The following is a 24008-nucleotide window of genomic DNA, read 5'->3' on the forward strand; positions in this document are numbered from 1 at the left end:
CGGGGCGGCTCAGGCCGGTCGGGGGAGGTCGAAGTGGCCGACCAACCCGGCTGCGAAGGCCAGGTCGCCCTTGACCTTCAGTTTTCCGGTCACGAACAGGACCGCGGGCGTCGCCTGGTGGGTGATGATGCGGAAGAAGTCCACGGGCGAAAGCGTAATCGTCACACGGGGTTTCTCGCGCATTTCGCGGGACACGGTGCAGGTCCCGTCGGAAAGCACCGTCTCGTAGCGGTCGTAGCCGCCATCGCCGGTGCCGCCGGACAGCCGCCAGTGCACGACCGCGTGCAGCGACTTCGCACGGATGTGCGCTCCCATGCGCGCGAAGATCTCGTCCAGCACCCGCTCCCGCAGCGCGCGTTCGGCGACCACCGCCTCCAGCTGCGCCCGCGACGCCCGCGCGACCAACGTGGCGAACTTCGTCGGGTCGACCTTGTCCAGCGAGAACGCCGGCACCTGCTCGGACAGCCGGACCAACGCCGCCAGCAGGCGGTTCATGTCGGAACGGCCCAGCTCACGGGGGTCAATGGCGTCCGCGACCGCGTTGACGTCGAGCGCGCTCGCGTCGACGGCTTCGGTGCGGTCCAGCGCGTCCAGCAGCGCGACCCCGCGCAGGCCGGCCAGGTCAGAGCTGGTCGCCTCCGGGTTGTCGGCCATCTTCCACCCCTTCCAGAACTTTCCGCCGTAAGGCTACCGGTGAGTAGGTAGCCCGGCAAGCAACGCCGGGGGCCTGGCTCCGGGTACCGTCCGTGCCAGCGAGAGGGAGGAAACAGCACTGTGCCCGACGAAGATCAGCGCCCACCCGAGCGAGCGAGACGGCTCCCGAGGGCGGTCCGTGAACGCCAGATCCTGGACGCCGCGGTACAGGTGTTCTCCCAGCACGGCTACCACTCGGCGTCGATGGACGAGATCTCCGAGGTCGCGGGCGTCTCCAAGCCGATGATCTACACCTACCTCGGCTCGAAGGAAGACCTCTTCGGCAAGAGCATCCAACGCGAGGCGACCCGCCTGCTGGAAGCCATCCAGGCCGGCGTGCAGCCCGACCTCCCGCCGGACATGCAGCTGTGGCACGGCCTGCGCTCGTTCTACCGCTTCGTCGCCGAATACCGCGAGTCCTGGACAGTGCTGCACCGCCAGGCGCTGACCGTCGGCGGCGGTTTCGCGGCAGAGATCACCGCGATGCGCACGCGCGCGATCGAACTGGTCGCGGCGCTCGTGGTGGCCGCGGGGACGCGCAAGGGCCTCGGCGAGCAGACGGAGTTCTCCGGACCCGGCTTGGCCGCCGCGCTGGTCGGCGCGGCGGAATCGCTGGCCGACTGGGCACTGGACCACCCGGAGATCTCCGACGGCGTGCTCGCGTCCTGGCTGATGAACCTGGTGTGGCTGGGGTTCAACGACCTTGTCGAGGGGCAGGTCTGGAAGCCCTCAGAGTGAGCGCTCCGACCGTCTCGATCTGCGCGTTGGTGTTCACGGTCTTCTCGTTCTGGTGGCTCAACGCGCGACCAGGTCGGTACTCATCCCGCTGGTTCTCCACAACACCGGTGCACTGCCGGTCGGAGCGTCACCCAGATATTCGCTGAGTTCGACTCCGCTCCGCCGGGCTTCCAGAACCTAGATCGCGAGATTCGCGTTGAGGCTCAACTCGGACGGCGGGCAAGGTGGCACCACGTCGTCACTTTCGTGCTTCACGCATCGGCGGCCATTCATCCCGAGCAGTACCTCGAGTACCGAAACGAGAAGCCCTCAGAGAGCTGAGATCACCCCGTCCAAATGGGGCTTCGGCTTCCGGGCGTGCCACAGCTCAAAAGCCCACCCGTCGTCCGTCTGCCAGGTCGTGAAGGCCGCGCGGCCTGGCAGCAGCACCGGTTGCTTGAACCGCACCGCGACGCTGTACGCGTCCGGCAGCCGACCCTCGAAGGACGCCAGCGCGTGCGCCTTCGTCCACATGCCGTGCGCGATCGCCTTCGGGAAGCCGAACAGGCGCGCGGTCAGCGGGTGCAGGTGGATCGGGTTGCGGTCACCGGAAACCTCGGCGTAGCGGCGGCCGATGTCTCCCGGGACGTGCCACAGCGCGGACGGTTTCGGGGGCGTCAGCTGAGTACGCGGGCCCGATGAGCCTGAGCCCGAACCCGTGCGGCGGAGATAAGTCGACACCTCGCTCCACACGGTGTCCGCGCCGGACTGGACCTCGCTCACCATGTCGAACTGGGTGCCTTTTTCGTGCGGGCGCAGGTTTTCCGCGCGCACACTCACCCGGAACGTCTCGCCGAGCAGCAGCGGACGGTGCTGCGTGATCCGGTTCTCGACGTGCACCAAACCCAGCAGCGGGAACGGGAAACCCGGTTCGGTCATCAATGCCATCTGCAGTCCGAAGACCAGCATGTGCGGATACGTCGCCGGAAGCTCGTCCGAGAAGCGGAATCCGCAGACTTCGTTGTAGGCCGCGACATGTGCGGGATCAACGACGACCTCGGGGCGCACCAATTCCGTACTAGGCAGGGTCGAGCCGCCACCTCGGCGCAGCAGGGCTTTCGGGTACAGCGTCGCCAGGCTTGGCGCGCTCGTCACTTCGCGAACGGCCATCCCTCACGCCCCCAGCAGCGCCTGGCCGCACACGCGGACCAGGTTTCCGTTGACCGCGGCCGACGCCGGATTGGCGTACCAGGCAATGGTTTCCGCGACGTCCACCGGCAGCCCGCCCTGACCGAGACTCGACAACCGCCGTCCGGCCTCGCGGATGAACAGCGGGACCGCGGCGGTCATCTTGGTCTCGATGAACCCGGGCGCGACCGCGTTGATCGTGCCGCCGTACTCCGCGAGCTGCGGCGCGCCGACGTTCACCATCCCGATCACGCCCGCCTTCGACGTCGCGTAGTTCGTCTGGCCGACGTTGCCCGCGATGCCCGCGATGGACGAAACCCCGATGACGCGGCCGTTTTCGCGCAGGACCTTGTCGCCGAGGAGCTTGTCGTTCACCGCGAGCTGCGCGGCGAGGTTCACCGAGATCACCGAATCCCAGCCGCCCTCGGTCATGTTGCCGAGCGTCTTGTCGCGGGTGATGCCGGCGTTGTGCACCACGACATCCACGCCGCCGTGGCGGGAAGTCAGGTATTCGGCGAGCTTGGCGGGCGCGTCCGCGGCAGTGATGTCCAACTGCAGCGCCGAACCGCCGATTCGATTGGCCACAGTGGACAGATCGCCGCCCTGCGCGGGGATGTCCAGCGCGACCACGTGCGCGCCGTCGCGGGCGAGCGTTTCGGCGATCGCCTCGCCGATGCCGCGCGACGCCCCGGTGACCAGCGCGACCTTGCCGTCCAGCGGCTTGTCCCAGTTCTCCGGCGTGGGCGCGGTCTTCGCGTGCGTGCCGACGCGGATGACCTGGCCGTCCACGAACGCCGACTTCGCCGACAGCAGGAACCGCAGCGTCGACTCGGCCGCGTCCTCAGCTCCTTCGGCGACGTACACCAGCTGCGCCGTCGCGCCGCGCTTGAGTTCCTTGCCGACCGAGCGGACGAACCCCTCCAGCGCGCGCTGCGCGATCCGCTCGCGGCCCTCGGCCAGCTCCGGCGGCGTGCCGAGCACGACCACCCGGCCGGAGGAACCCACCTTGCGGATCACCGGGTGGAAGAACCGGTAGACCTCGCGCAGCTGTCCCGGATCCTTCACGCCGGTGGCGTCGAAAACCAGCGCCGCCTGCCGGTCGGCCGGCGCGCTGATCACCTCGATGCCGGCCTCGGTGAGCTGCGCCCGAACGCTCTTCTCCAGCCGTCCGCCAGGCGCGGCGCCGAGAAGTGCGGGACCCTCGAGTGCGGGTTGGCCGGGACGGTGCCGGCGCAACGTCGCGGGGTTGGGCAGGCCGAGCTTCGGCACCACGAATTTCCCCAGCGGAGTCCTCGTGAACTGCTGGTACCTGTCCGCCATCACGTGCCTCCCGTGCAGTCTGCGTCACGTCGCAGTCTAACCTACTCGCTAGTAGGTTACAGTGTGAAAGGGACGACTCAGAGAGGTGGACGCCCATGGCGACCAGGAAAGCCCCGGCAGTGCGCAAGGTCGCGATCGTCGGCGGAAACCGGATCCCCTTCGCCCGGTCGAACGGCCCGTATTCCCGGGCCTCGAACCAGGACATGTTCACCGCCGCGCTGGACGGTCTGGTCAGCCGGTTTTCGCTGCAGGGTGAGGTGATCGGGGAGGTCGCCGCCGGCGCGGTGCTCAAGCACTCCAAGGACTTCAACCTCGCCCGGGAGAGCGTGCTGGGCAGCAAGCTCTCGCCCGCGACGGCGGCGTCGGACGTCCAGATGGCGTGCGGCACCGGATTGCAGGCAGTCATCAACGTCGCCCACAAGATCGCCCTCGGGGAAATCGATTCGGCGATCGCGGGCGGCGTGGACACCACGAGTGACGCCCCGCTGGCGGTGAACGCCAACCTGCGCCAGATCCTCGTGCAGCTCAACGCGGCGAAGACGCTCGCCGACCGGCTCAAGCTGGTCGCGAAGCTCCGGCCGGGCCACATCGTCCCGGAGATCCCGCGCAACGCCGAACCGCGCACCGGATTGTCGATGGGGGAGCACGCCGCGCTCACCGCGCAGGTCTGGGACGTCACCCGCGAGGCGCAGGACGAACTCGCCGCGACCAGCCACCGCAACCTCGCCGCCGCCTACGACCGCGGCTTCTTCGACGACCTGGTCACGCCGTACCTCAAGCTCGCCCGCGACCAGAACCTCCGCCCGGACTCCTCGGTCGAAAAGCTCGCCAAGCTCAAGCCGGTCTACGGCGGTCCGGACGGCACCATGACTGCGGGCAACTCGACGCCGCTGACCGACGGCGCGTCCACCGTCCTGCTCGCCACCGAACAGTGGGCGAAGGCGCACAAGCTGCCGGTGCTGGCGTACCTGACGTTCAGCCAGACTGCCGCCGTTGATTACGTGCACGGCGACGAGGGTCTGCTGATGGCCCCGGCGTACGCGGTGCCGCGGATGCTCGAACGCGCCGGATTGACGTTGCAGGACTTCGACTTCTACGAGATCCACGAGGCGTTCGCGTCGCAGGTGCTCGCCACGCTCAAGGCGTGGGAGGACCCGGCGTTCGCCAAGGAGAAGCTCGGCCTCGACGCGCCGCTCGGCTCGATCGACCGCACCAAGCTCAACGTGAACGGCTCCTCGCTGGCGGCCGGGCACCCGTTCGCGGCGACCGGCGGCCGGATCGTCGCGACGCTCGCGAAACTGCTGAACGAGAAGGGTTCCGGGCGCGGCCTGATCTCCATTTGCGCGGCTGGCGGCCAGGGCGTCACCGCGATTCTGGAGAAGTAAGCCAAGGTCCGTGAAGGGCTCCTTGAGGGAATCTGATTACCTCAAGGAGCCCTTCACGGACGTTTAGCCAAGTCAGTCGGTGAGCGACTTTTCGGCGCGCTTGGCCAGTTTGTCGGCGCGCTTGCCCGCCTTCTTCGCCGCGCGCCGGGCCCGCCAGCCCAGCGACGGCTTGCCCGCCGTGTCGCCCGCGGCCAGCAGCAGCCCTCCGGCCAGCGACGCGTTCTTGAAGAACTGGATCTGCTGGGCCTGCTTCTCGCCCGGATCGCTCAGCTGCCAGAACCGGTGCGCGGACAGCGTCGTCGGCACCAGCGACCCGAGCAGCGCCACCGCCGCCAGCCGCGGGGCCTTGCCGCTCGCCAGCGCGAGCCCGGCCCCGATCTTGACCGCCGCGTCGATCCGCACCAGCGTGGCCGGATCGCGCGGAACCTGGTCCGGCACCAGTCCCTCGACCTTGTCGAAGGTCTCGGTGAGGAACGGTTCGGCCGCCTTCGCGTGGCCCTGGGTGTCGCGCAGGGCACCGATGCCGCCGAGCACGAAGATCGACGCGAGCAGTGGACGTGCCACCCGGCGCAGTATCACGGTCTCGCCTCTCTGGTCTGGAATCCCTGGGGAAGAACCTACAACCGGGATTGCCCGCCCCGCTGCCCGCCGAACCGAGCTAGCGATACCTAGCCGAATATTGCTCTGGTCCTAGATTGCCGTAGACAGTTCTATCGGGTTCGGGCTTGACCTTGACGCTACGTCAACCTCTACCGTCGAAGCCGTGGTCAGGACGGAATGGTCGATCCAGGACATCGCCCGGTCCGCGGGCACGACGAGCCGGACCCTGCGGCATTACGACGCCGTCGGGCTCCTGCCGCCGACGCGGATCGGCGGCAACGGCTACCGCTACTACGACGAGGACTCACTCGTCCGGTTGCAGCGGATCCTGTTGCTGCGCGACCTGGGACTGGGTCTGCCCGCGATCGCCGAGGTGCTCGACGGGCAGCGCGACGGCGTCGCGGCGCTCGAAACGCACCTGGCGCTGCTCAAGCGAGAGCAGCAGCGGATCGGACGGCAGATCGATTCCGTGCGGACCACGCTTCGGAAACTGAAGGGAGGTGAACGACTGATGGCAGAGGAAATGTTCGAGGGATTCGACCACACCCAGTATCAGGAAGAGGTCACCCAGCGCTGGGGCGCCGACGCCTATCGCAAGGGCGACCAGTGGTGGCGCTCGCTGTCCGAGGACGAGAAGAAGGCTTTCCAGCAGGAACAGCTCGACATCTCGGCGGCGTTCGGAGCTGCCCGCAAGAGCGGGTACGACGCCGGTTCGGACGAGACGCAGGCTGTCACCGCACGGCTGCACAACTGGCTGCAACCGGCGGCGGGGACCGTTTCCAAGTGCTACTTCGCCGGTCTCGGGCAGATGTATGTCGACGACCCGCGGTACGGCTCGTACGACGAAAAGCACGGCCCCGGCACGGCCGAGTACATCCGCGACGCGATGAAGATCTACGCGGAGCGGAACCTGACGGACTAACGCTCCGTCAGAAGGTGCGCTGGGGGTAAGGATGGACGGGGCTGCAGACCCGGCCATCCTTCGGCGACACGCACTAGCTGTATATCCCTGAATATCGGGCTAGCTCTAGATACCTCGATACGGTGACAGAGTGGACCCCATCCGCAACCCCTTCGCGCCCGGCGCCGGGCAGCGGCCGCCTGAGCTGGCAGGCCGGGAAAGGGAGCTGAAGGCGTTCGAGGTCGTGCTCGAACGCGTCGCTCGCGGACGCCCCGAACGCAGTCTCGTGCTGACCGGCCTGCGCGGGGTCGGCAAGACGGTGCTGCTGGGGGAGTTGCGGTCGATGGCCGTCCGGCACCGGTGGGGTGCGGGCAAGATCGAGGCGCGACCGGACGCGGAACTGCGGCGTCCGTTGTCGGCGGCCCTGCATCGGGCGATCCGCGACCTCGCCGTGCGGCATCGCGCGCCGGACCGGGTCGAGGAAGTGCTCGGGGTGCTGAAGGCGTTCGCGCTCAAGGCGAACAAGCCGGACGCGAAGCTGCGCGACCGCTGGCAGCCCGGCATCGACGTGCCCGCCGCGCAGGGCCGGGCGGATTCCGGCGACATCGAGATCGACCTGGTCGAACTGTTCACCGACGTCGCCGAGCTCGCCGCGGACGTCGGCACCGGCGTCGCGCTGCTGATCGACGAGATCCAAGACCTGCAGCCGGACGACGTCTCGGCGCTGTGCGCGGCTTGCCATGAACTGTCGCAATCCGGCGCGCCGCTGGTCGTGGTCGGGGCGGGGCTGCCGCATGTGCCCGCGGTGCTGTCGGCGTCGAAGTCGTACTCCGAGCGGCTCTTCCGCTACTCGCGCATCGACCGGCTCAGCCGCGAGGACGCCGACTACGCGGTGATGGCCCCGATAGAACGCGAGGACGCCGGGATCGAACCCGAGGCGCTCGACGCGCTCTTCGACGCGTCCGGCGGTTATCCGTATTTCATCCAGGCCTACGGCAAGGCCGCCTGGGACGCCGCGCCCGCGGACCCGATCACGGTCAAGGACGTGCAGGTCGCCGCGCCCGAGGCGGAGTCCGAGCTGGCGGTCGGGTTCTTCGGGTCGCGCTACGAGCGCGCGACGCCGGCCGAACGCGAGTACCTGCTCGCGATGGCCGAGCTGACGCAAGGCCGCGACGAGGCCGCTGGCACCGCTGACGTGGCCGTCTACCTGGGGCGCAAGCCCTCGTCGCTGTCGCCGGCGCGCGACAGTCTGATGAAGAAAGGCCTGGTCTACTCCGCCGAACGCGGGCAGATCGCCTTCACCGTGCCGCACTTCGGGCACTACCTGCTCGGCCGGGACTGAGCGAATCTTCCCCTCGCTACCGGTCTATGCGGCTGCCTAGCAGTTTCTAGTGATTTTGCTAGATAGCCGTAGAGGACGTTAGCGCGTTAGCGGCTTGTGACTGCCGACACGCGATCTGTCCGGTGATCTTCAGGAAACTGCCGATGATTCTTCGGCAAGTGCCCCATGTCACCGTAGATTCGTTGGCTTCCTTGTGAAAAAAGGTGCATACTAGAGACACAGCCACCGAAGACCTCTGAAGGGGATGCAAGAGACCATGAGCAACATCGCCGCCAAGCTCCGTGCCCGTCGCGCCGAGGCTCGCACTCGCCGGGCGCTGAACCGGGCGATCGACACCGCGGCCACCTCCACGGTCCGGCAGGAGCTCATCGCCCTCGCCCAGGCGCGTCAGCCGTTCATGCGCTGACCTGCACAATCAACCTGTTGGTGTGTCACTCACGTGAGTGATCTAGACCACAGCGAATCCTGGGTGTAACGCCGCGGAGAGCCGCGTCGATACCCACTACGACCCCGTGATGCTGGCGGACCCCCGACCTGGCAGCATCACGGGGTTTCCATATGTCTGGACCATTTTCGTTCCAGCTCCACCGCCGGGGGAATTCCCTTGCCCCGAACGGGCGGCGGGGAGATGCTTGACTCAGTCAACGATCGAGTCAAGGTGGTCCCCGTGCCGGATTCCGTCCTCACCGAACGCGTCGCCACGGTTCGCGCTTTCAACCGGCTCTACACCGGCGTGATCGGCGTCCTCGACGAGGGACCCGCCGACGCCGAATACTCGCTGAGCGAAGCGCGGGTGCTGTTCGAACTCGCCCAACAGGACCAGCTGCAGGTCAGTGATCTGCGCAAACGGCTCGCGCTGGACGGCGGCTACGCGAGCAGGCTGCTCGGCCGCTTGGAAACCCGCGGCCTCGTCACCCGCGAACGCTGCGCGGACGACGCGCGCCGCCAGCTCGTCACGCTCACCGCCGAAGGGCACGAGGCGTTCGCCGATCTCGACCACCGTTCGGCCAGCCAGATTGGCGGCCTCCTCGACCAATTCGCGGACGCCGACCAGCGCCGCCTGCTCGGCGCGATGGGGACCATCACCGCGCTCGTCGGCGAACAGTCACCGGAACCGGCGGTCACCGTGCGCGCGCCACGACCAGGCGACCTCGGCTGGGTGGTGCACCGGCACGGCGCGCTGTACGCCGAGGAGTACGGCCTCAACGAACGCTTCGAAGCCATGGTCGCGCGTGTGGTCGCCGATTTCGCCGAACACCGCGAAGACCCGCGCCAAGCCGGCTGGATCGCCGAGCTCGGCGGCGAACGAGTCGGCAGTATTTTCTGCACCCCCGGCGACGAGGAAGGCACCGCGAAACTCCGGCTGCTCCTGCTGGAACCGGCCGCGCGCGGACACGGCGTCGGCAAACGGCTGGTGCGCGAATGCGTCGAATTCGCCGCCGCGCAGGGGTATCGGGCGATGGAGCTGTGGACGCTGTCGCTGCTCGCCGCCGCACGCGGGATCTACCGCGGCGCCGGATTCGAACTCGTCGGCAAAGAGGAGACGGACGCGTTCGGCCCCCTCGTGACCGGCGAAACCTGGCGGCGGGAGTTATAGATGTTCGTTCTGTACTGCCCGGTGTGCGACCGCCGGACGCTGCTGGGCGTCGACGAGGTCGATTGGGTCGAGAACCTGACACGCGGCGTGATCTCGGTGTCCGGCCACTGCCCGCTCGGCCACGCCGCCGTCATCCTGACCGGCGACGCGTTCACCCCGCACGCGGACCCGAGGTATTTCGGGCCCGCGCCGCGAATGTGGACGAAACCGGTGCACCGCCTGCGCGGCTGGCTGCGCACCCGGTTCGAAATGAGCCGCGACCTGCCCGGCCCGTTCTATCGTTTCTGACGCCCCATCAAGTAAAACTCGGGATTCGGCTTGAGCGCGGTCAAGTGCGCGAGCCGGTTGGACATCGCGAACAACGCCGTGATCGCGCCGACGTCCCAAATCTCGTCCTCGGTCAGCCCCGCCTCGCGCGCCATCGCGAGATCGCCCTCGCCGAACAACGCGGAATCGCGGGACAACGCCAACGCGAGATCGACAATCGCCCGGCCGCGCTCGTCGAGTTCGACCTGCCACGGGTTGGTCGCGACCTGGTCGGACAGCTCGGGATCCTTCGCGCGGATCCGCAGGATGGCCCCGTGCGCGACGATGCAGTAGGTGCAGTGGTTCGCGCCTGAGGTGGCTACGACGACCAGTTCGCGTTCGGCCTTGGTGAGTCCGCCTTCGCGCTCCATGAGGGCGTCGTGGTAGTCCAGGAAGGCCCTCAGCTCGGCGGGCCGGTGGCCGAGTGCGCGGAAGATGTTCGGCGTGAAGCCGGATTTCTCCGCGATGGCACCGATGCGCTCGCGGAGATCGTCGGGAAGGTCTTCGAGTTCCGTCACGGGGAACCGGCTCACGGGGTTGGTCATGCCGCCCACGCTAACCCGCCCGATTGGCAGACGGCAGGAGGTCGGGTGGGCCAAGGTGTCTGGGTGGACGAACGACCGGCGTTGCGGCCGATACCGCGGTGGGTGATCTGGGCTGGGCTTCCGGCGATGGTGGTGCTTGCCGGGGTGGCGGTGTGGGTGCTGCTCGCCTTCGCACCGGACTCGGCGCAACTGGATGCGATCCGGACTGGTGGGACGCTCGGAGTCGGGCTGGGTGGTGCGGTCGCGTTGTGGCTGGCGGTGCGGAAGCAGCGGTCTACGGAGTTGGATTTGCTGCAGAAGCAGGAGTCGCATCGGCTTGCGGAGCAGGTCGCGGCGGACACCCGGGAACATCAGCTTCGTACGGCCGCCGATGCGCGGGAGGATGCGCTGGCTCGGCGGGTGACTGAGCAGTACGGGAAGGCTGTCGACCAGTTAGGGTCGGAGCGCGCGCCGGTGCGGTTGGGCGGGTTGTACGCGCTCGAACGGCTCGGGCAGGACCATGCGGATGGCCCCTTGCGGCAGATGATCGCCGACGTGTTGTGCGCTTATCTCCGGATGCCGCCGGACGGAACCATGGAGGAGACGCAAGTCCGGCGCGCCGCGCAGAAGATCATTTCAGACCACTCACGACCAGACGACGAGCAGCAATGGCCCGGCCTCAAGATCGATCTCTCCGACGCACATCTCGATCGCGTCGACTTCAGAGGATGCCAATTCGACACCATTCTCTTCACTGGAGCAGTATTCACCGGAGCAGCCGCCTTTAATAAAACGGTTTTCACTGAAACGACCGACTTTAGCAAAGCACACTTTGACTGCAGAACTACGTTCGAATCTGCCATATTCACCAAAGACGCTTTATTTGAATACTCAAAGTTCGCCAAAGTCGCCACCTTTTCCGGCGTAGAATTCGCTGGAGATGCCGCGTTCGACAACACTGAATTTCTGTACCTCGTCGAGTTTCGAGAATCGCAATTCTCCTCGATCGCATCCTTTGCTGAAATTATTTTCCATCACTACGCCGGGTTTCTTTCAGTTCGCTTCGCCGGCCTGACGAGTTTTGCCGCTACTCGTTTCAACGGCAACGTCGTTTTCACTGACTCCGAGTTCATCCAACTTCCCGGCTTCGACGATGCGCGAGTGCGGGTGCGGGTGGACCGACCGCACCTCGCTCGGCACAACTGGCCGGACGGATGGGCCCTCGGCGATCCCGAAGACGGTTGGGCCCCGCTGACCCGAACCGACTGACCCCCGGATGGACCTCGTTCACCCGGAAGGGGTTTGCTTACCCGGTGAACTGGACCGCGTACGTGGACGGTTACTGCGAGCGCACCGCGCCCGGACTCTGGGGCGAACCGCTCAACGACTTGGCCAACCTGGCGTTTCTCGTCGCCGCCGGGATGGTCTGGTGGTATGCCAACGGGCAGCGCACCGGGCGGGTCCTCGCCGTCCTGATCGGGTTGGTCTTCGTTGCCAGCAGCGTGTTTCACCTGGTCGCCACCCGGTGGGCCGCGGTCGCCGACTCCGCCGCGATCTTGTTCTTCGTGTTGTTCTACGCCGCGCTCTTTCCCCGGGTCTTCTTCCAGGCCAAAGCCAAGTGGGCCTGGCTCGGCGCACCGGCGTTCCTGGCGCTCACTGTCGCCTCAAGCGCGCTCGGCGGCGGGCTGTACCTCCCAGCGCTCATCGGGCTCGCGGGGTTCGCCGTCGCGTTGGGGGTCAAGCGCGACTCGTACTGGCTGGACTTCGCCATGGCTGCCGCGGTGTTCGCGTTGTCCTTGGCGCTTCGGAGCATTGACGACGTGGTCTGCGGAGATTTCCCGGCAGGCACGCATTTCCTGTGGCACGTGCTCAACTCGGTCGTGCTGTACCTCGTCGCGAAGGCGATGATCGGCAAAATGCGAGAGGCCCCCTCGCCGGACGACGGCGAGGGGGCCTCTGTCTAAAAAGGACTCAGTGGGCGCCGATGGGGCGCAGGTCCTTGTCGTGTTCGTCGGCGTGGTAGTCCTCGGGCGCGGTTTCGTCGTTGCCCGGGCTCCACTTCAGGGCCCGTGCGAGCACCGAAACCACCGCGGCTACCACGATGTTCGCGACCAGGGCCACGAAACCGGGGTAGATCTGCACCACCGCGAGACCGGTGCCGCTGAACGGGTGCCAGCCGAAGATCGACAGGTTGCCCATCGCCAGCGCGGAGCCGCCGAAGTGGAGTTTTCCGTTGGCCGGGTTGGGGATGCCGTACAGCATGATCAATCCCCAGCCCATGCCGACGATCCAGCCGGCGATCAGGCCCGCCTTGTGGAACCAGCGCGTGTACAGGGCGATGGCGACCGCGGGCAGGGTCTGCAGGATCAGCACGCCGCCGATGAGCTGCAGGTCGATCGAGAACTGCGGGTCGATCAGGATGATCACCAGCACCGCGCCCAGCTTGACCACCAGCGACGCCAGTTTGGCCTGCTTCGCCTCCTGCTTCGGCGTCGCGTCCTTGCGGATGTACTCCTTGTAGATGTTGCGCGTCCACAGGTTCGCCGCGGCGATCGACATGATCGCGGCGGGCACCAGCGCGCCGATGCCGATCGCGGCGAAGGCGATGCCCGCGAACCAGTTCGCGAACTGCGAGTCGAACAGCAGCGGGACGATCGTGTTGCCGTCCGGCTTTCCGGTGGCCGCGTTCGTCAGCGGCTTGACGCCCGCCGAGATCGCGACGTAGCCGAGCAGCGCCAGCAGGCCCAGCACGAACGAGTAAGCCGGCAGCGCCACCATGTTCCGCTTGATCACGTTGCGGCCGCGCGAGGCGAGCACGCTCGTGAGCGAGTGCGGGTACAGGAACAGCGCCAGCGCCGAACCGAGCGCCAGCGTCGCGTACTGCAGCTGGTTGCTCGAGGTCAGCAGGATCGAGCCGGACGGCTTGCCCGTCTTCGGGTTCGGCTTGGCCAGCGTTTCCTTGGCGGTGTTGAAAATGTGGTCCCAGCCGCCGAGTTTCGAGGGCAGGTAGATGATCGCCACGATGATCACGATGTAGATCAAGATGTCCTTGACGAACGCGATCAGCGCGGGCGCGCGCAGGCCGGACTGATACGTGTAAAGCGCCAGGATCACGAACGCGATCAGCAGCGGCAGGTGCCCGACGATGCCGGAACCGTTGATGCCCATCGTGCGCAGCACGGCTTCGAGGCCGACCAGCTGCAACGCGATGTACGGCATGGTCGCGACGATGCCGGTGATCGCGATCAGCAACGCCAGCGTCGGCGAACCGAAGCGGCCGCGGACGAAGTCGGCTGGGGTCACATAGCCGCGCGAACGGCTGACCGACCACATGCGCAGCGCGGGCAGCAGCACGATCGGGTAGACGACGATCGTGTAAGGCAGCGCGTACAGGCCGAGGGCGCCGGCGCTGAACACGAGCGCGGGCACGGCGACGAAGGTGTAGGCCGTGTAGAGGTCACCGCCGAGCAGGAACCAGGTGATCCACGAACCGAACTTGCGGCCGCCGAGGCCCCATTCGTCGAGGTGGTCGAGGCTGCCGCCGGCCTTCCAGCGTGAGGCGACGAAGCCGAGCACGGTGACGACGACGAACAGGAACGCGAAGACGATCAGTTCGACCCACTGAATGTTGTTCATCGGGCGTCCCCCTCGTCCAAGTCGTCAACGCTCAGCTCGTCCTGGCCCTGGTTGCGCGGCTTGTCCTTGGTCGCCACGTAGACGATGCCGGTGCACAGCACGCCCAGCACGACGAACGCCAGCTGGAACCAATAGAAGAACGGAAGGCCGAACAGCCGCGGCCCGTCGAAGTTGAACAGCGGCGTGACCAGGATCAGCAACGGGATCAGCAACAGCAGGTTCCAGGCACTGAACTGGAACCCGCGCACCCGACCGCCCGGTTTGGCAGTGGACATCGAACCTCACCTAACACTCACGTGACACGCGACCGCCTGACCCTAGACCGCGCTCATCCCGCCGTCATACGACTTCGATATCGATTCGATCAGCACTGCGACCACGGTCCAGGGTGTGGACAACCTCGGGGACAACCCGCTCCCGCACGGCCTCGGCGAGCCGTTCGCTACCCCTATCGGCGGGACCGGGCCGCCTCGAATGCCCCAAGAGCTTGTGCCGGACGGCGGTTGTCCACGGGGTTCGGCCGCTTGTGCACAGAGTTATCCACAGGCAGTGGACAACTCTGTGGCTAAACTGGTCGGCATGGTCCGCGTGCCCCTCACCGACGAAGAACGCTCCCGCGGCGAGCGGCTCGGCCTGGTGCTGCGCGCCGCCCGGGCCAGCCGCAGCATGGTCGACGTGGCCGCGGAAGCGGGCATTTCGGTCGAAACCCTGCGCAAAATCGAGACCGGCCGGATTCCGACGCCCGCGTTCTTCACCGTCGCGGCGATCGCCGACGCGGTGGACATGCCGCTGGACCGGCTGCGCGTCGCGTGCGACGGCGATCCGGCGGCGTTTTCGCAGGCCAGTTAAGGTCTCACGGCTTCTCGGGTTGATCGGGCAGCTGGTCGGGGCGGATCAGGCAGAGCTGGTGAGTCCGGCCGCCGCGGGCAGGATCGGCGAGCTGATCGGGCAAGCGCCCTGTGGACAACTGTGGACAGCTCAAGACTCGACGCGAAGCGCGACCGCGATCCGGACGAACGCGGCCACCCTGGCAAGCGGCAACTGTGGACAACTCAAGCCGCGGCGCGAAGCGCGACCGCGGCCCGGACGAACGCGGCCACCTCCGGGGAGCGGCTGGTGGACGGCCAGGCCAGCATCGTCGTTACCTCCGGGGCGTCGACGACCGGAACCGCGACGTGTTCCGGCCACTGCCAGGCCCGGCTCGACGCCGGGATCACCAACAGCGTCCGGCCGAGTGCGACGAGCTGAGCGAGCTTCGACTGAGTGCGCACCTCCGGTCCTGGACCATCCGGGTAGCTACCGTCTAGGCGGGGCCAGCGGGCGATCGGCAGGTCCGGCACGTCGCTGACCTCGGCCAGTGTCAGCGTCTCCCGGACAGCAAGCGGATGGGTCGCCGGGAGGATCGCGACTTGGCCCTCGACCTGCAGTTCCTCGGTGTCGAATCCGGCGAGGTCGTCGTAGGGGTGGTGCATGATCGCGACGTCCGCGGAACCGTCGCGGAGCAGGCCGGCCTGCTCGCCGACTTCGCACAGCAGGATCTCGACCGGCGGCGCGTCCGGGGCGTTCAGCAGCCGTCGCAGGAGTTCGTGCGACGCACCGGCTTTGGTCACTAGGACCAGCTGCGAGTCCCCGGCTCGGCGCGTGCGGCGGGCGGCGGCCGCGACTGCGGCGAGGGCCAGGCGGGATTCGCGGAGCAGCACCCGACCGGCCTCAGTCAGCGCGACGCCGCGGCGGTTTCGGTCCAGGAGCTGCACGCCGAGCCGCCGTTCCAGCTGGGCGATCGCGCGGGACAGCGGCGGCTGGGCGATCCCGAGCCGTTCGGCGGCGCGGCCGAAGTGCAGGGTTTCCGCGACCGCGGTGAAGTAGCGAAGCTCGCGGGTCTCGAGGTCGTCCACAGAAATCAGCGTAATACCCGGTGGGTATCACAGCGGACCTGATCGATCTTGGCCACAACGCGAGGTCCGAGACGACCATGGGCGGAGTGAACGACACGAAGACCGCGCTGGTCACCGGCGCGAACAAGGGAATCGGCCTCGCCATCGCGCACGGCCTCGGCTCGATCGGTTTCACCATTGCCGTGGGCGCACGCGACGAAACCAACCGAGAGAAGGCCGTCGACGAACTGCGCGCAGCGGGCATCGAAGCGTTCGGCGTCGCGCTCGACGTCACCTCCGAAGACAGCGTCGCCGCCGCGGCCGAGACCCTCGAACGGCTCGACGTCCTGGTCAACAACGCTGGCATCGGCGGCCAGACCGACGGCGGCGCCCAGGACCCCACGACGCTCGACCTCGACGTCGTCCGCACCGTCCTCGACACCAACGTCTTCGGCGTCGTCCGGGTCACGAACGCGATGCTGCCGTTGCTGCGCCGCGCCAATTCGCCGCGCATCGTCAACATGTCCAGCAACATGGGCTCGCTGAAGCTGCGGACCGGCCCGATTCTCGCCGCCTACGCCCCGTCGAAGACGATGCTCAACAGCATCACCGTGCAGTACGCCCGCACGCTTGCCGACACGAACATCATCGTCAACGCCGCCTGTCCCGGTTACGTGGCAACGGATTTCACCGGTTTCGCCGGAACGCGCACGCCCGAGCAGGGCGCGGCGATCGCGGTCAAGCTCGCGACGTTGCCGGACGACGGGCCGCGCGGCGGGTTCTTCGACGACGCCGGGGCCATCCCCTGGTGACGCCTCAGCCGCGCAGGTCGGCGAGCACCCGTTCGCGGTCGTTGAGGTAGCGGCAGTCGCGGACGGGCAGCTCGAAGGAGTTCAGCAGCTTCTCGAAATCCGCGTACTCGTCCGGGTTGAGCTGGATGCCGGTGACCTCGAAGTGCGCGGCCATGGTGTCGGCGAGTTCCTCCCATTCGCCGGACCACTGCAGGTCGCGGTAGTGCTCGAGGTCCTCCGCTGGCATCCGGTCGGCGAGCAGCCGCAGGACGCTGTCGACGAAGTAGCTGATCCGGTTGCCCGACCGGTCGTCGACGGTCGGGTTCGCCGGGTCCCGCGCGGCGTCCGGGTTCCGGACCACGCCGGGGCCCGGCAGCGGGAAGCTGGTGTGCACGAGCCCGTCGCCGTTGACCAGGACGACCACGCGCACGCCGTACCGTTCGCCGACGCAGCGCCAGCGGCCGTTGTACTGCTGCCGCCGCGGTTCGCCCGGGTCGTTGGCGACGTCCTTGACCACCGCGATGATCTGCTCGTCGGTCCATCCGGGCGGGAATTCGCAGGTCGCCCTGCGGCCGATGCCGGAAGCGTGTCCACCGCCCACGTTCGGCTCCTCTCGTCGGCACGGAGCCTAACCCGGGAGCGCCCGTTCAGCCGACTTGTGCCAGCACGAAGACGCCGACCGCCAGCAGGTCCGGACCGCGGAACAGTTGCCGCATAAGGTTTGCCGGCATCGGTCCGGCGGGGGTGTCGACGAAACCCGCGCTGCTGTAGTCGACCGGCTGGCGTGTGACGGTGCGCAACACCGAAAGCACCGCCAGGGCGACGGTCACCCACGAGAGCGCCGAAAACGCGGTGCCCAAAGCCAAAAGTGCCACTGAGAGCAGAGCGCACCAAACCAGTCCGACCACCGTGAGCGCGACGCCGTGGGCGATCACCAGCTCGTGCGACGACGAGCCGAGCCACCTTCGGCGACCCGGATTCCGCCACAGCACGCCAAGACCGGCCCCGAACGGAGTAAGTGCGACGTACGCGCCGATCCCGACGAGCACCGGTCCCGGCAGAGTGGGAACAGCAACATGGCCGACGGCTACCGCGAAAGCCACTAACAAAACCGCGCTCGCGTACCGGGCACGGCCGACGATCCCGACCCACGCGAGCCGGAACGCGGTGGGCGGGCGCAGCGACCACGAGCCCGCGGGCGCGGACTCCGGCAGCATCATCATCGGGTCGAGGAACGTCACCGCCATCGCGCGAAGAACCCGCGCGTTCCAGCCGTCCAGCAACACCGCGCGCCCGGCGCCGCTGACGGCTTCGCCGCCAAAAGCCAGCAGCAGACCGCATAACGCGAGCGCGGCGCCGACGTACTGCACCGCCGTCGCGTCAAGCCGAGCGGCGGCGATGACGACGGCGGCCACTGCGAGGAGCAGCGGTCCAGCGGCTTCGAAAAGGAACGCGGTGCGACGCGCGGTGGTGAACGCGAGGATCGTGCCACCGGCGACGAGCGCTGCCGCGGCGCGCCACCAGTCGAGCGAACTGCCGCCGACCGCCAGCATCAGCGCGGCGAGATATCCGATCACCACCACGAATCCGGTGAGCACGCTGGCCAGCCGGGTCGCGACGACGCGGCGGCGGTCCACCTCGGCGAAGTCCATCCAGGTCAGCTCGGCCGGTTCGGCCCAGACGAAGCCGCGCCGCAGCAGGCTTCGCCAGCCCACGGCGGCACACAACGCGACCAGGCCGAGCACCGCCGAGTAGTCCACTGCGGACAGTCCAAAGAGGACTTTGTGCCAGGCGTCGGTGCGGAAGAACGCGGTGAACAGGAAGCCGACGCCGAACATCAGCACGAACGTGGGACTGTCGCCGCTGAAGATGCCGCCGAACCGCTTGCGGCCGGGCACGCGCAACCGGGTCACCACAGTTCGAGCACGCTGTCTGCCGTGTCCAGCAACGGTTGATGGTGCGTGGCAACGACGACCGCCGCGCCCGCCGCGGTGGAGCGGCCGATCAGCTCGACCAGCCATTCCTTGCCCGCGGTGTCGAGCGCGCGTTCGGGTTCGTCCAGCAACAGCACTCGATGCGGTCGCGCGGTGACGCCCAACAGCAGCAATCGGCGACGCTGTCCGGCCGAGAAATGTCCGGCGGTGACCCGGGCACGTTCAGCGAGTCCCGCGTCCGCGAGCAGTTCTTCGAAATCGCCGAGATCGTCGCCGAACGAACCGGAGAGCAGCTCCAGGTGCTGCATCGGGGTGAGTTCGGCGAAGAAGTCGGAATCGTCGAAGAGCACGGAAACCTTGCGGCGGAACGAAACGCTGCGCTCGTCCGGTTTCGCGCCGTCGATCAGCACCCGGCCCCGCTGCGGTTGCTGCATGCCGTACAGACACCGCATCAACGTGGATTTGCCGACGCCGTTAGGCCCGACAAGCACCGCGCATTCGCCAGGATCGACGGAGAAATCGAGATCTTCCAACAGCCACAGGTCACCGGCCTTCACGCCGAGCCCGCGCGCGTCGACTATCGGCGACACAGCAGGTCCACCACCGGGGCCAGCACTTCGAGGTTGGGTTCGAGGACCGTGAAATAGCTGAAGCCGAACCGAACTCGGTGCGCGACCAACTGGTCAGCGATTTCCTCAACCGTGCCCACCAGCACCGTCGGGACCTCGGCCAATTCTTCGAGCGTGAGCGTGTCGCTGAGGCGGGCGTGGATTTCCCGCAACGCGCCTTCACGGTCATCGGTGATCTGGACGAATTGCGCGAGCAGGTTGAATTCGGCGGCACGGCCAGCCAGCCGCTCGGTGACAAACCGCGTGCGTTCTTCCACTGCGTCCGCCGTCGCCAGCATCGGCGGCGCACCGTCGCGCACCTTTGCCGTGCCGCTGAAGGCAATGGTCGCCGCGTGCTCGGCGGCGAGCGAAAGCAGCCGGTCGCCGCGACCGCCGATCATCAATGGGGGACCGCCGGATTGCGCCGGTTGCGGCGCGTATTCCGGATCCGCGTACAGCCGCTGGAGTTCCTTGATCGCGAGTTCGAGGTGATCGACCCGCGCGCCCGCGCCCGGAAACGGCATTCCCGCCGTTTCGAACTCCTCTTTCACATATCCGGCGCCGAGGCCGAGTTCGAGCCGTCCGGACACGAATTGGTCCGTGCCCGCGACGTCCCGGGCGAGCAGTGCCGGGTTGTAGAACGGCGCGTTGAGCACGAAAGTGTTGAGCCGCACCCGTTCGGTGACCGCGCCGGCCAGCACGAGCGCGGGAAACGGCGGCGCGATGCCGAGGTGATCGGCCACGCTCAGCACGTCGTAGCCGAGTTCTTCGACCCGGCGGCACTTCGCGATCCACTCGTCGCGCGAGCCCGGCAGCACCATGTTCACGCCGAACCGGAACGGCCTGTCCCCAGTAGACACCATGCGGCCCACGCTACCGCCCTCCCCAACGCAGTGAAGGGCTCCTTGAGGGAATCTGATTCCCTCAAGGAGCCCTTCACGGACCTTGGCTTGGCAGCTCAGCCGAGGCGCTGGGCCAGCGCGTCGAGCTCGTCGCGCAGCGAGGACGGCACCTCGCCGATCTTCGCGAACCACTCCTCGATGAGCGGCAGCTCCGCGCGCCACTCCTCGTTGCGCACCTCCAGCGCGGCCTGGATGTCCTCGACCGGCTCGGACAGGCCGTCGAGGTGGAGGTCCTCGGCGTTCGGCACGAAGCCGATCGGGGTCTCGACCGCGTTGCCCTTGCCCTCGACGCGCTCGAGCACCCACTTGAGCACGCGCGAGTTCTCGCTGAAGCCCGGCCACAGGAAACGGCCGTCGTCGCCGCGGCGGAACCAGTTGACGTAGAAGATCTTCGGCAGCTTGTTCGCGTCGGCGTTCTTGCCCAGGTTCAGCCAGTGGTTGAAGTAGTCGCCGGCGTGGTAGCCGAGGAACGGCAGCATCGCCATCGGGTCGCGGCGCACGTTGCCGACCGCGCCGACCGCCGCGGCGGTGGTCTCCGACGACATGGTGGCGCCCATGAACACGCCGTGCTGCCAGTCGCGGGCCTGGTTCACCAGCGGCACCGTCGTCTTGCGGCGGCCGCCGAACAGGATCGCCGAGATCGGCACGCCCTTGGGGTCGTCCCACTCCGGCGCGAGGATCGGGCACTGCGACATCGGCACGCAGTAGCGCGAGTTCGGGTGGGCGGCCTTCTCCTCGGAGTCGGGCGTCCAGTCCTGGTGCTTCCACGAGGTGGCGTGCGCGGGCTTGTTCTCCATGCCCTCCCACCACACGTCGCCGTCGTCGGTGAGCGCCACGTTCGTGAAGACCGTGTTGCCCTTCTCGATCGTGCGCATGGCGTTCGGGTTCGTGTGGTTGTCGGTGCCCGGCGCGACGCCGAAGAAGCCGAACTCCGGGTTCACCGCGTACAGGCGGCCGTCCTCGCCGAAGCGCATCCACGCGATGTCGTCGCCGAGGGTCTCCGCGCGCCAGCCCGGGATGGTCGGCTGCAGCATGGCGAGGTTGGTCTTGCCGCAGGCGCTCGGGAACGCCGCCGCGACGTAGTGGACCTTGTCCTCGGGCGAGATCAGCTTGAGGATCAGCATGTGCTCGGCGAGCCAGCCCTCGTCCCGGGCGATGACCGAGCCGATGCGCAGCGAGTAGCACTTCTTGCCCAGCAACGAGTTGCCGCCGTAGCCAGAGCCGTAGCTCCAGATCAGCCGCTCCTCCGGGAAGTGCGAGATGTACTTGGTCTCGCTGCACGGCCAGGCGACGTCCTGCTCGCCCGCGGCCAGCGGCTTGCCGACCGAGTGCAGCGCGGGCACGAACTCGCGCTCCGAGCCGTCCGGCGCGATGAACTTGTCCAGCGCGGCCTTGCCGGCGCGGGTCATCACGCGCATCGACGCGACGACGTAGGCGAAGTCGGTGATTTCGATGCCCAGCTTGGGGTTTTCGTCGCCGAGCGGGCCCATGCAGAACGGAATGACGTACATCGTGCGGCCGGTCATGCAGCCGCGGTACAGCTCCGTCATGGTGGCCTTCATCTCGGCCGGGGCCACCCAGTTGTTCGTCGGGCCCGCGTCCTTCTCTTCCTTCGAACAGATGAAGGTGCGGTTCTCGACCCGCGCGACGTCGTCGGGGTCCGAGGTGGCCCAGTAGGAGTTCGGCTTCGCGTCCAGCTTCACGAAGGTGCCGGCGTCGACCAGCTCCTGGTTGATCCGGGCGGCTTCCTCGTCAGACCCGTCGACCCACACCACGCGGTCCGGGGTGGTCAGCTCGGCGACCTCCCGGACCCAGGACAGCACGCCACTGTGCGTCGTCGGCGCTTTGTCCAGTCCGGGGATGGCGACTGCGGTCATCTCTACTCCTGACTTCCGACGACAAAAGAGCCCACACCGCGAACGACAGTGTTCTTGGTGCGGGCTTCGTTGCCGGCGACCGAATGGCTTCGCACACCGGCGGAAGACCGGTGTGCGGGTTTTGGGATTCCCCGACTGTAGCCGGATGGACGGCAGGTAACCGAGAGCTGACCTGTCGGTTCTCTCACAAGAACGATAAGGGAATCGATTCAGTTTCACCGGAACGGGCCAGCGGCGAAAATCTTTCCGCGTGGCCCGCGTCGCATTCGTGCCGGATGCCGGAGCTGGGCTGATCAGTCCTGATCTTCGCCAGGACGCTGCCGGACACTCCCCGGGCGCCGGTTCGCCGGACGCGGGCGGACGGCGTGGGGCCTTGGCGTCCCGGAGACGACGAAACGGGCCCGGCGCGCGGCCGGACCCGTTCGTGTGACGTCAGTTACCGAAGGCTCAGTTGGGGCTGATCCACTGCCCGGTTCCGCTGTCGATCTTCGCGACGCCGCTGAGCAGCTGCGCGCCCTCGCCGCCCCAGGCCGAATCGCTGCCCGGGTCGACCGCGGCGGCCGAGTCGAGTGCGTGGTTCGCGCCGTCGGTCTCGGTCCACTGGCCCTGGCCGGTGTGCTCGAAGGTGTGGGTGGAACCGTCCGCGCCGACCTGCACCGCGACGTCGGCCTGGCCGTCGCCGTTGGTGTCGGTGAAGGCGATGGTGCCGCCGGACTTGGTCTCGACGACCGCGGTGTCGTTGTGCCCGTCGTGGTCGGTGTCGATGGTGGCGACCCCGGCGTCGACGTTGCCGTCCGGCAGGTCGGCGTGGATGTGCCCGGTGGTCGAGGTGTCCTGCGAGTGCGTGTCGGTGCCGTCCGAGCCGGACTGGCCGTGGCCGGATTCGACCCAGCTGCCGGTCTTCTCGTCGTAAACCGCCTGGTCCACGACGTGCCCGGTCGAGTCGAGCACCGCGTAGTGGTCGGCGACGCCGTCGTGGTCGGTGTCGGCGAACGCCTGCGCGGTGCCGTCGTCGTGCTCGACGACCGCGGTGTCGGCGACCCCGTCGTGGTCGGTGTCGTAGTTGACCTCGGCCTGGTACTCCTGGCCGTCGACGTGGACGGCCAAGGCCTCGTGGCCGGTCGCGTCAGTGCCGCCGCTCTCGTCGACCCACATGGGTTGGTCCCCCTTATTACGCCGGGTCTGCCGCTGGTTTCGCTCGGTATGACTCACGTTAGGCCGGTTCGGTTCCCGTCCACAAGCCGATCACCTGCTCACGGCGGCAAGTTGACCGGAAGCCCGGAGCCGGTGACGAAGACGCACCAGGTCCCCGCTTCCTCGCGGTTCAGATCGAGCCGGGTGGTCGTCGGCGGATGCGCGTCGCGACTGACCTCGACCTCGAAGAACGCGCCGTCGCCGGGGCCGGTGGTCGGCTTGCCGACGCGCATCGAGACGTTGTCCTTGGCGAAGCGCTCGACCGACCGCGTCGCAGGGTACTCGGTGGAGGCGTGGCAGTCGACGTTCTGCAGGCCGATCGGGTCGCGCCGGTTGACCGCGTCAACGTAGGCCCGGACGACGACCTCGGGGCCGCCTGCCGGACGGTGCACTTCGACGCTGTCGTCGGTCGCGATGACGAAGATCGCGAAACCGCCGCCGCCGAGCAGCACCACGGCACCGAGGCAGATCCCGATGATCAATCCGACGCGACGGTGCTTCTTCGGCGGTTGCGGCGGTTGCCACTGCGGCGCGGGTCCGCTCGGGTTCACCGGGGGCGGGCCGCCCCATTGCGGGGCTGGCGGTGCTCCCCACTGGGGCGGGCCAGCGGGTGGCGCGC

Annotated in this window: 26 protein-coding genes; 11 read left to right on the plus strand and 15 right to left on the minus strand. The window is 67.8% G+C overall.

The genetic code is table 11. The features are described 5' to 3' along the window. Positions 1-9: 9 nt before the first annotated feature. Positions 10-654, minus strand: coding sequence for an SCP2 sterol-binding domain-containing protein (locus ACFORO_RS34285; protein WP_354735692.1), 645 nt, complete (start codon positions 652-654; stop codon positions 10-12). 120 nt (positions 655-774) lie between these two features. On the opposite strand from ACFORO_RS34285, the gene ACFORO_RS34290 reads away from it, so the two are divergent. Next, entirely contained in the window at positions 775-1431 is a 657-nt protein-coding gene (locus ACFORO_RS34290) for a TetR/AcrR family transcriptional regulator (protein WP_370932921.1), read from the plus strand. Between the two features lie 309 nt (positions 1432-1740). Here ACFORO_RS34290 and ACFORO_RS34295 read toward each other — a convergent pair whose 3' ends face one another. Both ACFORO_RS34295 and ACFORO_RS34300 read right to left on the minus strand, forming a co-directional pair. Continuing rightward, entirely contained in the window at positions 1741-2580 is an 840-nt protein-coding gene (locus ACFORO_RS34295) for a MaoC/PaaZ C-terminal domain-containing protein (protein ID WP_377871269.1), read from the minus strand. 3 nt (positions 2581-2583) lie between these two features. Next, on the minus strand, positions 2584-3918 hold the full coding sequence (locus tag ACFORO_RS34300) for a 3-oxoacyl-ACP reductase (RefSeq protein ID WP_377871270.1): 1335 nt from the start codon (positions 3916-3918) through the stop codon (positions 2584-2586). Between the two features lie 95 nt (positions 3919-4013). On the opposite strand from ACFORO_RS34300, the gene ACFORO_RS34305 reads away from it, so the two are divergent. Beyond that, positions 4014-5303, plus strand: coding sequence for an acetyl-CoA C-acetyltransferase (locus tag ACFORO_RS34305; RefSeq protein ID WP_377871271.1), 1290 nt, complete (start codon positions 4014-4016; stop codon positions 5301-5303). 72 nt (positions 5304-5375) lie between these two features. Here ACFORO_RS34305 and ACFORO_RS34310 read toward each other — a convergent pair whose 3' ends face one another. Beyond that, positions 5376-5882 carry a DoxX family protein gene (locus ACFORO_RS34310; protein WP_354735701.1) on the minus strand — a complete coding sequence of 169 codons (507 nt, stop codon included), beginning with the start codon at positions 5880-5882 and terminating at the stop codon, positions 5376-5378. A gap of 184 nt (positions 5883-6066) precedes the next feature. Here ACFORO_RS34310 and ACFORO_RS34315 point away from each other — a divergent pair, with 184 nt between their 5' ends. The 5 genes from ACFORO_RS34315 (at position 6067) to ACFORO_RS34335 (ending at position 10031) form a co-directional block, all read left to right on the plus strand. Then, positions 6067-6825, plus strand: coding sequence for a MerR family transcriptional regulator (locus tag ACFORO_RS34315; RefSeq protein ID WP_377871272.1), 759 nt, complete (start codon positions 6067-6069; stop codon positions 6823-6825). 130 nt (positions 6826-6955) lie between these two features. Further along, positions 6956-8146, plus strand: a complete 1191-nt coding sequence (locus tag ACFORO_RS34320) for an ATP-binding protein (RefSeq protein WP_037809009.1) — start codon at positions 6956-6958, stop codon at positions 8144-8146. 256 nt (positions 8147-8402) lie between these two features. Further along, positions 8403-8552 carry a hypothetical protein gene (locus ACFORO_RS34325; RefSeq protein ID WP_162836041.1) on the plus strand — a complete coding sequence of 50 codons (150 nt, stop codon included), beginning with the start codon at positions 8403-8405 and terminating at the stop codon, positions 8550-8552. 222 nt (positions 8553-8774) lie between these two features. Then, positions 8775-9743 carry a bifunctional helix-turn-helix transcriptional regulator/GNAT family N-acetyltransferase gene (locus ACFORO_RS34330; protein WP_377871274.1) on the plus strand — a complete coding sequence of 323 codons (969 nt, stop codon included), beginning with the start codon at positions 8775-8777 and terminating at the stop codon, positions 9741-9743. Then, positions 9744-10031 carry a hypothetical protein gene (locus ACFORO_RS34335; protein ID WP_354735708.1) on the plus strand — a complete coding sequence of 96 codons (288 nt, stop codon included), beginning with the start codon at positions 9744-9746 and terminating at the stop codon, positions 10029-10031. On the opposite strand, the gene ACFORO_RS34340 is transcribed toward ACFORO_RS34335, so the two are convergent. After that, on the minus strand, positions 10019-10594 hold the full coding sequence (locus ACFORO_RS34340; RefSeq protein ID WP_344282747.1) for a peroxidase-related enzyme: 576 nt from the start codon (positions 10592-10594) through the stop codon (positions 10019-10021). The two genes, ACFORO_RS34335 and ACFORO_RS34340, sit on opposite strands and share 13 nt — an antisense overlap. Positions 10595-10657: 63 nt before the next feature. On the opposite strand from ACFORO_RS34340, the gene ACFORO_RS34345 reads away from it, so the two are divergent. Together ACFORO_RS34345 and ACFORO_RS34350 are read left to right on the plus strand one after the other, a co-directional pair. Then, positions 10658-11842: a pentapeptide repeat-containing protein gene (locus ACFORO_RS34345; protein ID WP_377871275.1), complete on the plus strand. Its 1185-nt coding sequence runs from the start codon at positions 10658-10660 to the stop codon at positions 11840-11842. 44 nt (positions 11843-11886) lie between these two features. Next, positions 11887-12537, plus strand: a complete 651-nt coding sequence (locus ACFORO_RS34350) for a hypothetical protein (RefSeq protein ID WP_377896713.1) — start codon at positions 11887-11889, stop codon at positions 12535-12537. Positions 12538-12544: 7 nt separating this feature from the next. On the opposite strand, the gene mctP is transcribed toward ACFORO_RS34350, so the two are convergent. Both mctP and ACFORO_RS34360 read right to left on the minus strand, forming a co-directional pair. Then, positions 12545-14209, minus strand: coding sequence for a monocarboxylate uptake permease MctP (mctP, locus tag ACFORO_RS34355; RefSeq protein WP_377871277.1), 1665 nt, complete (start codon positions 14207-14209; stop codon positions 12545-12547). After that, entirely contained in the window at positions 14206-14484 is a 279-nt protein-coding gene (locus ACFORO_RS34360) for a DUF3311 domain-containing protein (RefSeq protein ID WP_377871278.1), read from the minus strand. Before ACFORO_RS34360 ends, mctP begins: the two co-directional genes overlap by 4 nt. 304 nt (positions 14485-14788) lie before the next feature. On the opposite strand from ACFORO_RS34360, the gene ACFORO_RS34365 reads away from it, so the two are divergent. Then, positions 14789-15058: a helix-turn-helix domain-containing protein gene (locus tag ACFORO_RS34365; protein ID WP_354735714.1), complete on the plus strand. Its 270-nt coding sequence runs from the start codon at positions 14789-14791 to the stop codon at positions 15056-15058. Between the two features lie 203 nt (positions 15059-15261). On the opposite strand, the gene ACFORO_RS34370 is transcribed toward ACFORO_RS34365, so the two are convergent. Then, on the minus strand, positions 15262-16104 hold the full coding sequence (locus tag ACFORO_RS34370) for a LysR family transcriptional regulator (RefSeq protein ID WP_377871280.1): 843 nt from the start codon (positions 16102-16104) through the stop codon (positions 15262-15264). A gap of 77 nt (positions 16105-16181) precedes the next feature. Between ACFORO_RS34370 and ACFORO_RS34375 the strand changes: the two genes are divergently transcribed. Continuing rightward, complete coding sequence (locus tag ACFORO_RS34375) at positions 16182-16895, plus strand: SDR family oxidoreductase (protein WP_377871316.1); 714 nt, start codon at positions 16182-16184, stop codon at positions 16893-16895. Positions 16896-16899: 4 nt separating this feature from the next. Here the strand turns inward: ACFORO_RS34375 and ACFORO_RS34380 are convergent, their stop codons facing one another. The 7 genes from ACFORO_RS34380 to ACFORO_RS34410 all read right to left on the minus strand — a co-directional run bounded on the left by ACFORO_RS34380 (position 16900) and on the right by ACFORO_RS34410 (position 23940). Beyond that, on the minus strand, positions 16900-17475 hold the full coding sequence (locus tag ACFORO_RS34380) for an EndoU domain-containing protein (protein ID WP_344282726.1): 576 nt from the start codon (positions 17473-17475) through the stop codon (positions 16900-16902). 46 nt (positions 17476-17521) lie between these two features. Beyond that, positions 17522-18790, minus strand: a complete 1269-nt coding sequence (locus tag ACFORO_RS34385; RefSeq protein WP_377871282.1) for a hypothetical protein — start codon at positions 18788-18790, stop codon at positions 17522-17524. After that, a complete protein-coding gene (locus ACFORO_RS34390) occupies positions 18784-19389 on the minus strand; it encodes an ABC transporter ATP-binding protein (RefSeq protein ID WP_354736197.1) in 606 nt (201 codons plus the stop codon). The genes ACFORO_RS34385 and ACFORO_RS34390 overlap by 7 nt, the downstream gene beginning before the upstream one ends. Then, entirely contained in the window at positions 19386-20279 is an 894-nt protein-coding gene (locus ACFORO_RS34395; RefSeq protein ID WP_377871283.1) for a TIGR03621 family F420-dependent LLM class oxidoreductase, read from the minus strand. The genes ACFORO_RS34390 and ACFORO_RS34395 overlap by 4 nt, the downstream gene beginning before the upstream one ends. Before the next feature lie 95 nt (positions 20280-20374). After that, positions 20375-22195: a phosphoenolpyruvate carboxykinase (GTP) gene (locus ACFORO_RS34400; RefSeq protein WP_354735724.1), complete on the minus strand. Its 1821-nt coding sequence runs from the start codon at positions 22193-22195 to the stop codon at positions 20375-20377. 447 nt (positions 22196-22642) lie between these two features. Next, positions 22643-23350: a hypothetical protein gene (locus ACFORO_RS34405; protein WP_377871284.1), complete on the minus strand. Its 708-nt coding sequence runs from the start codon at positions 23348-23350 to the stop codon at positions 22643-22645. A gap of 98 nt (positions 23351-23448) precedes the next feature. Further along, entirely contained in the window at positions 23449-23940 is a 492-nt protein-coding gene (locus ACFORO_RS34410) for a hypothetical protein (RefSeq protein ID WP_377871285.1), read from the minus strand. Between the last annotated feature and the right edge of the window lie 68 nt (positions 23941-24008).

The organism is Amycolatopsis halotolerans, assembly GCF_042647905.1.
Classification (GTDB): Bacteria; Actinomycetota; Actinomycetes; order Mycobacteriales; family Pseudonocardiaceae; genus Amycolatopsis; species Amycolatopsis halotolerans.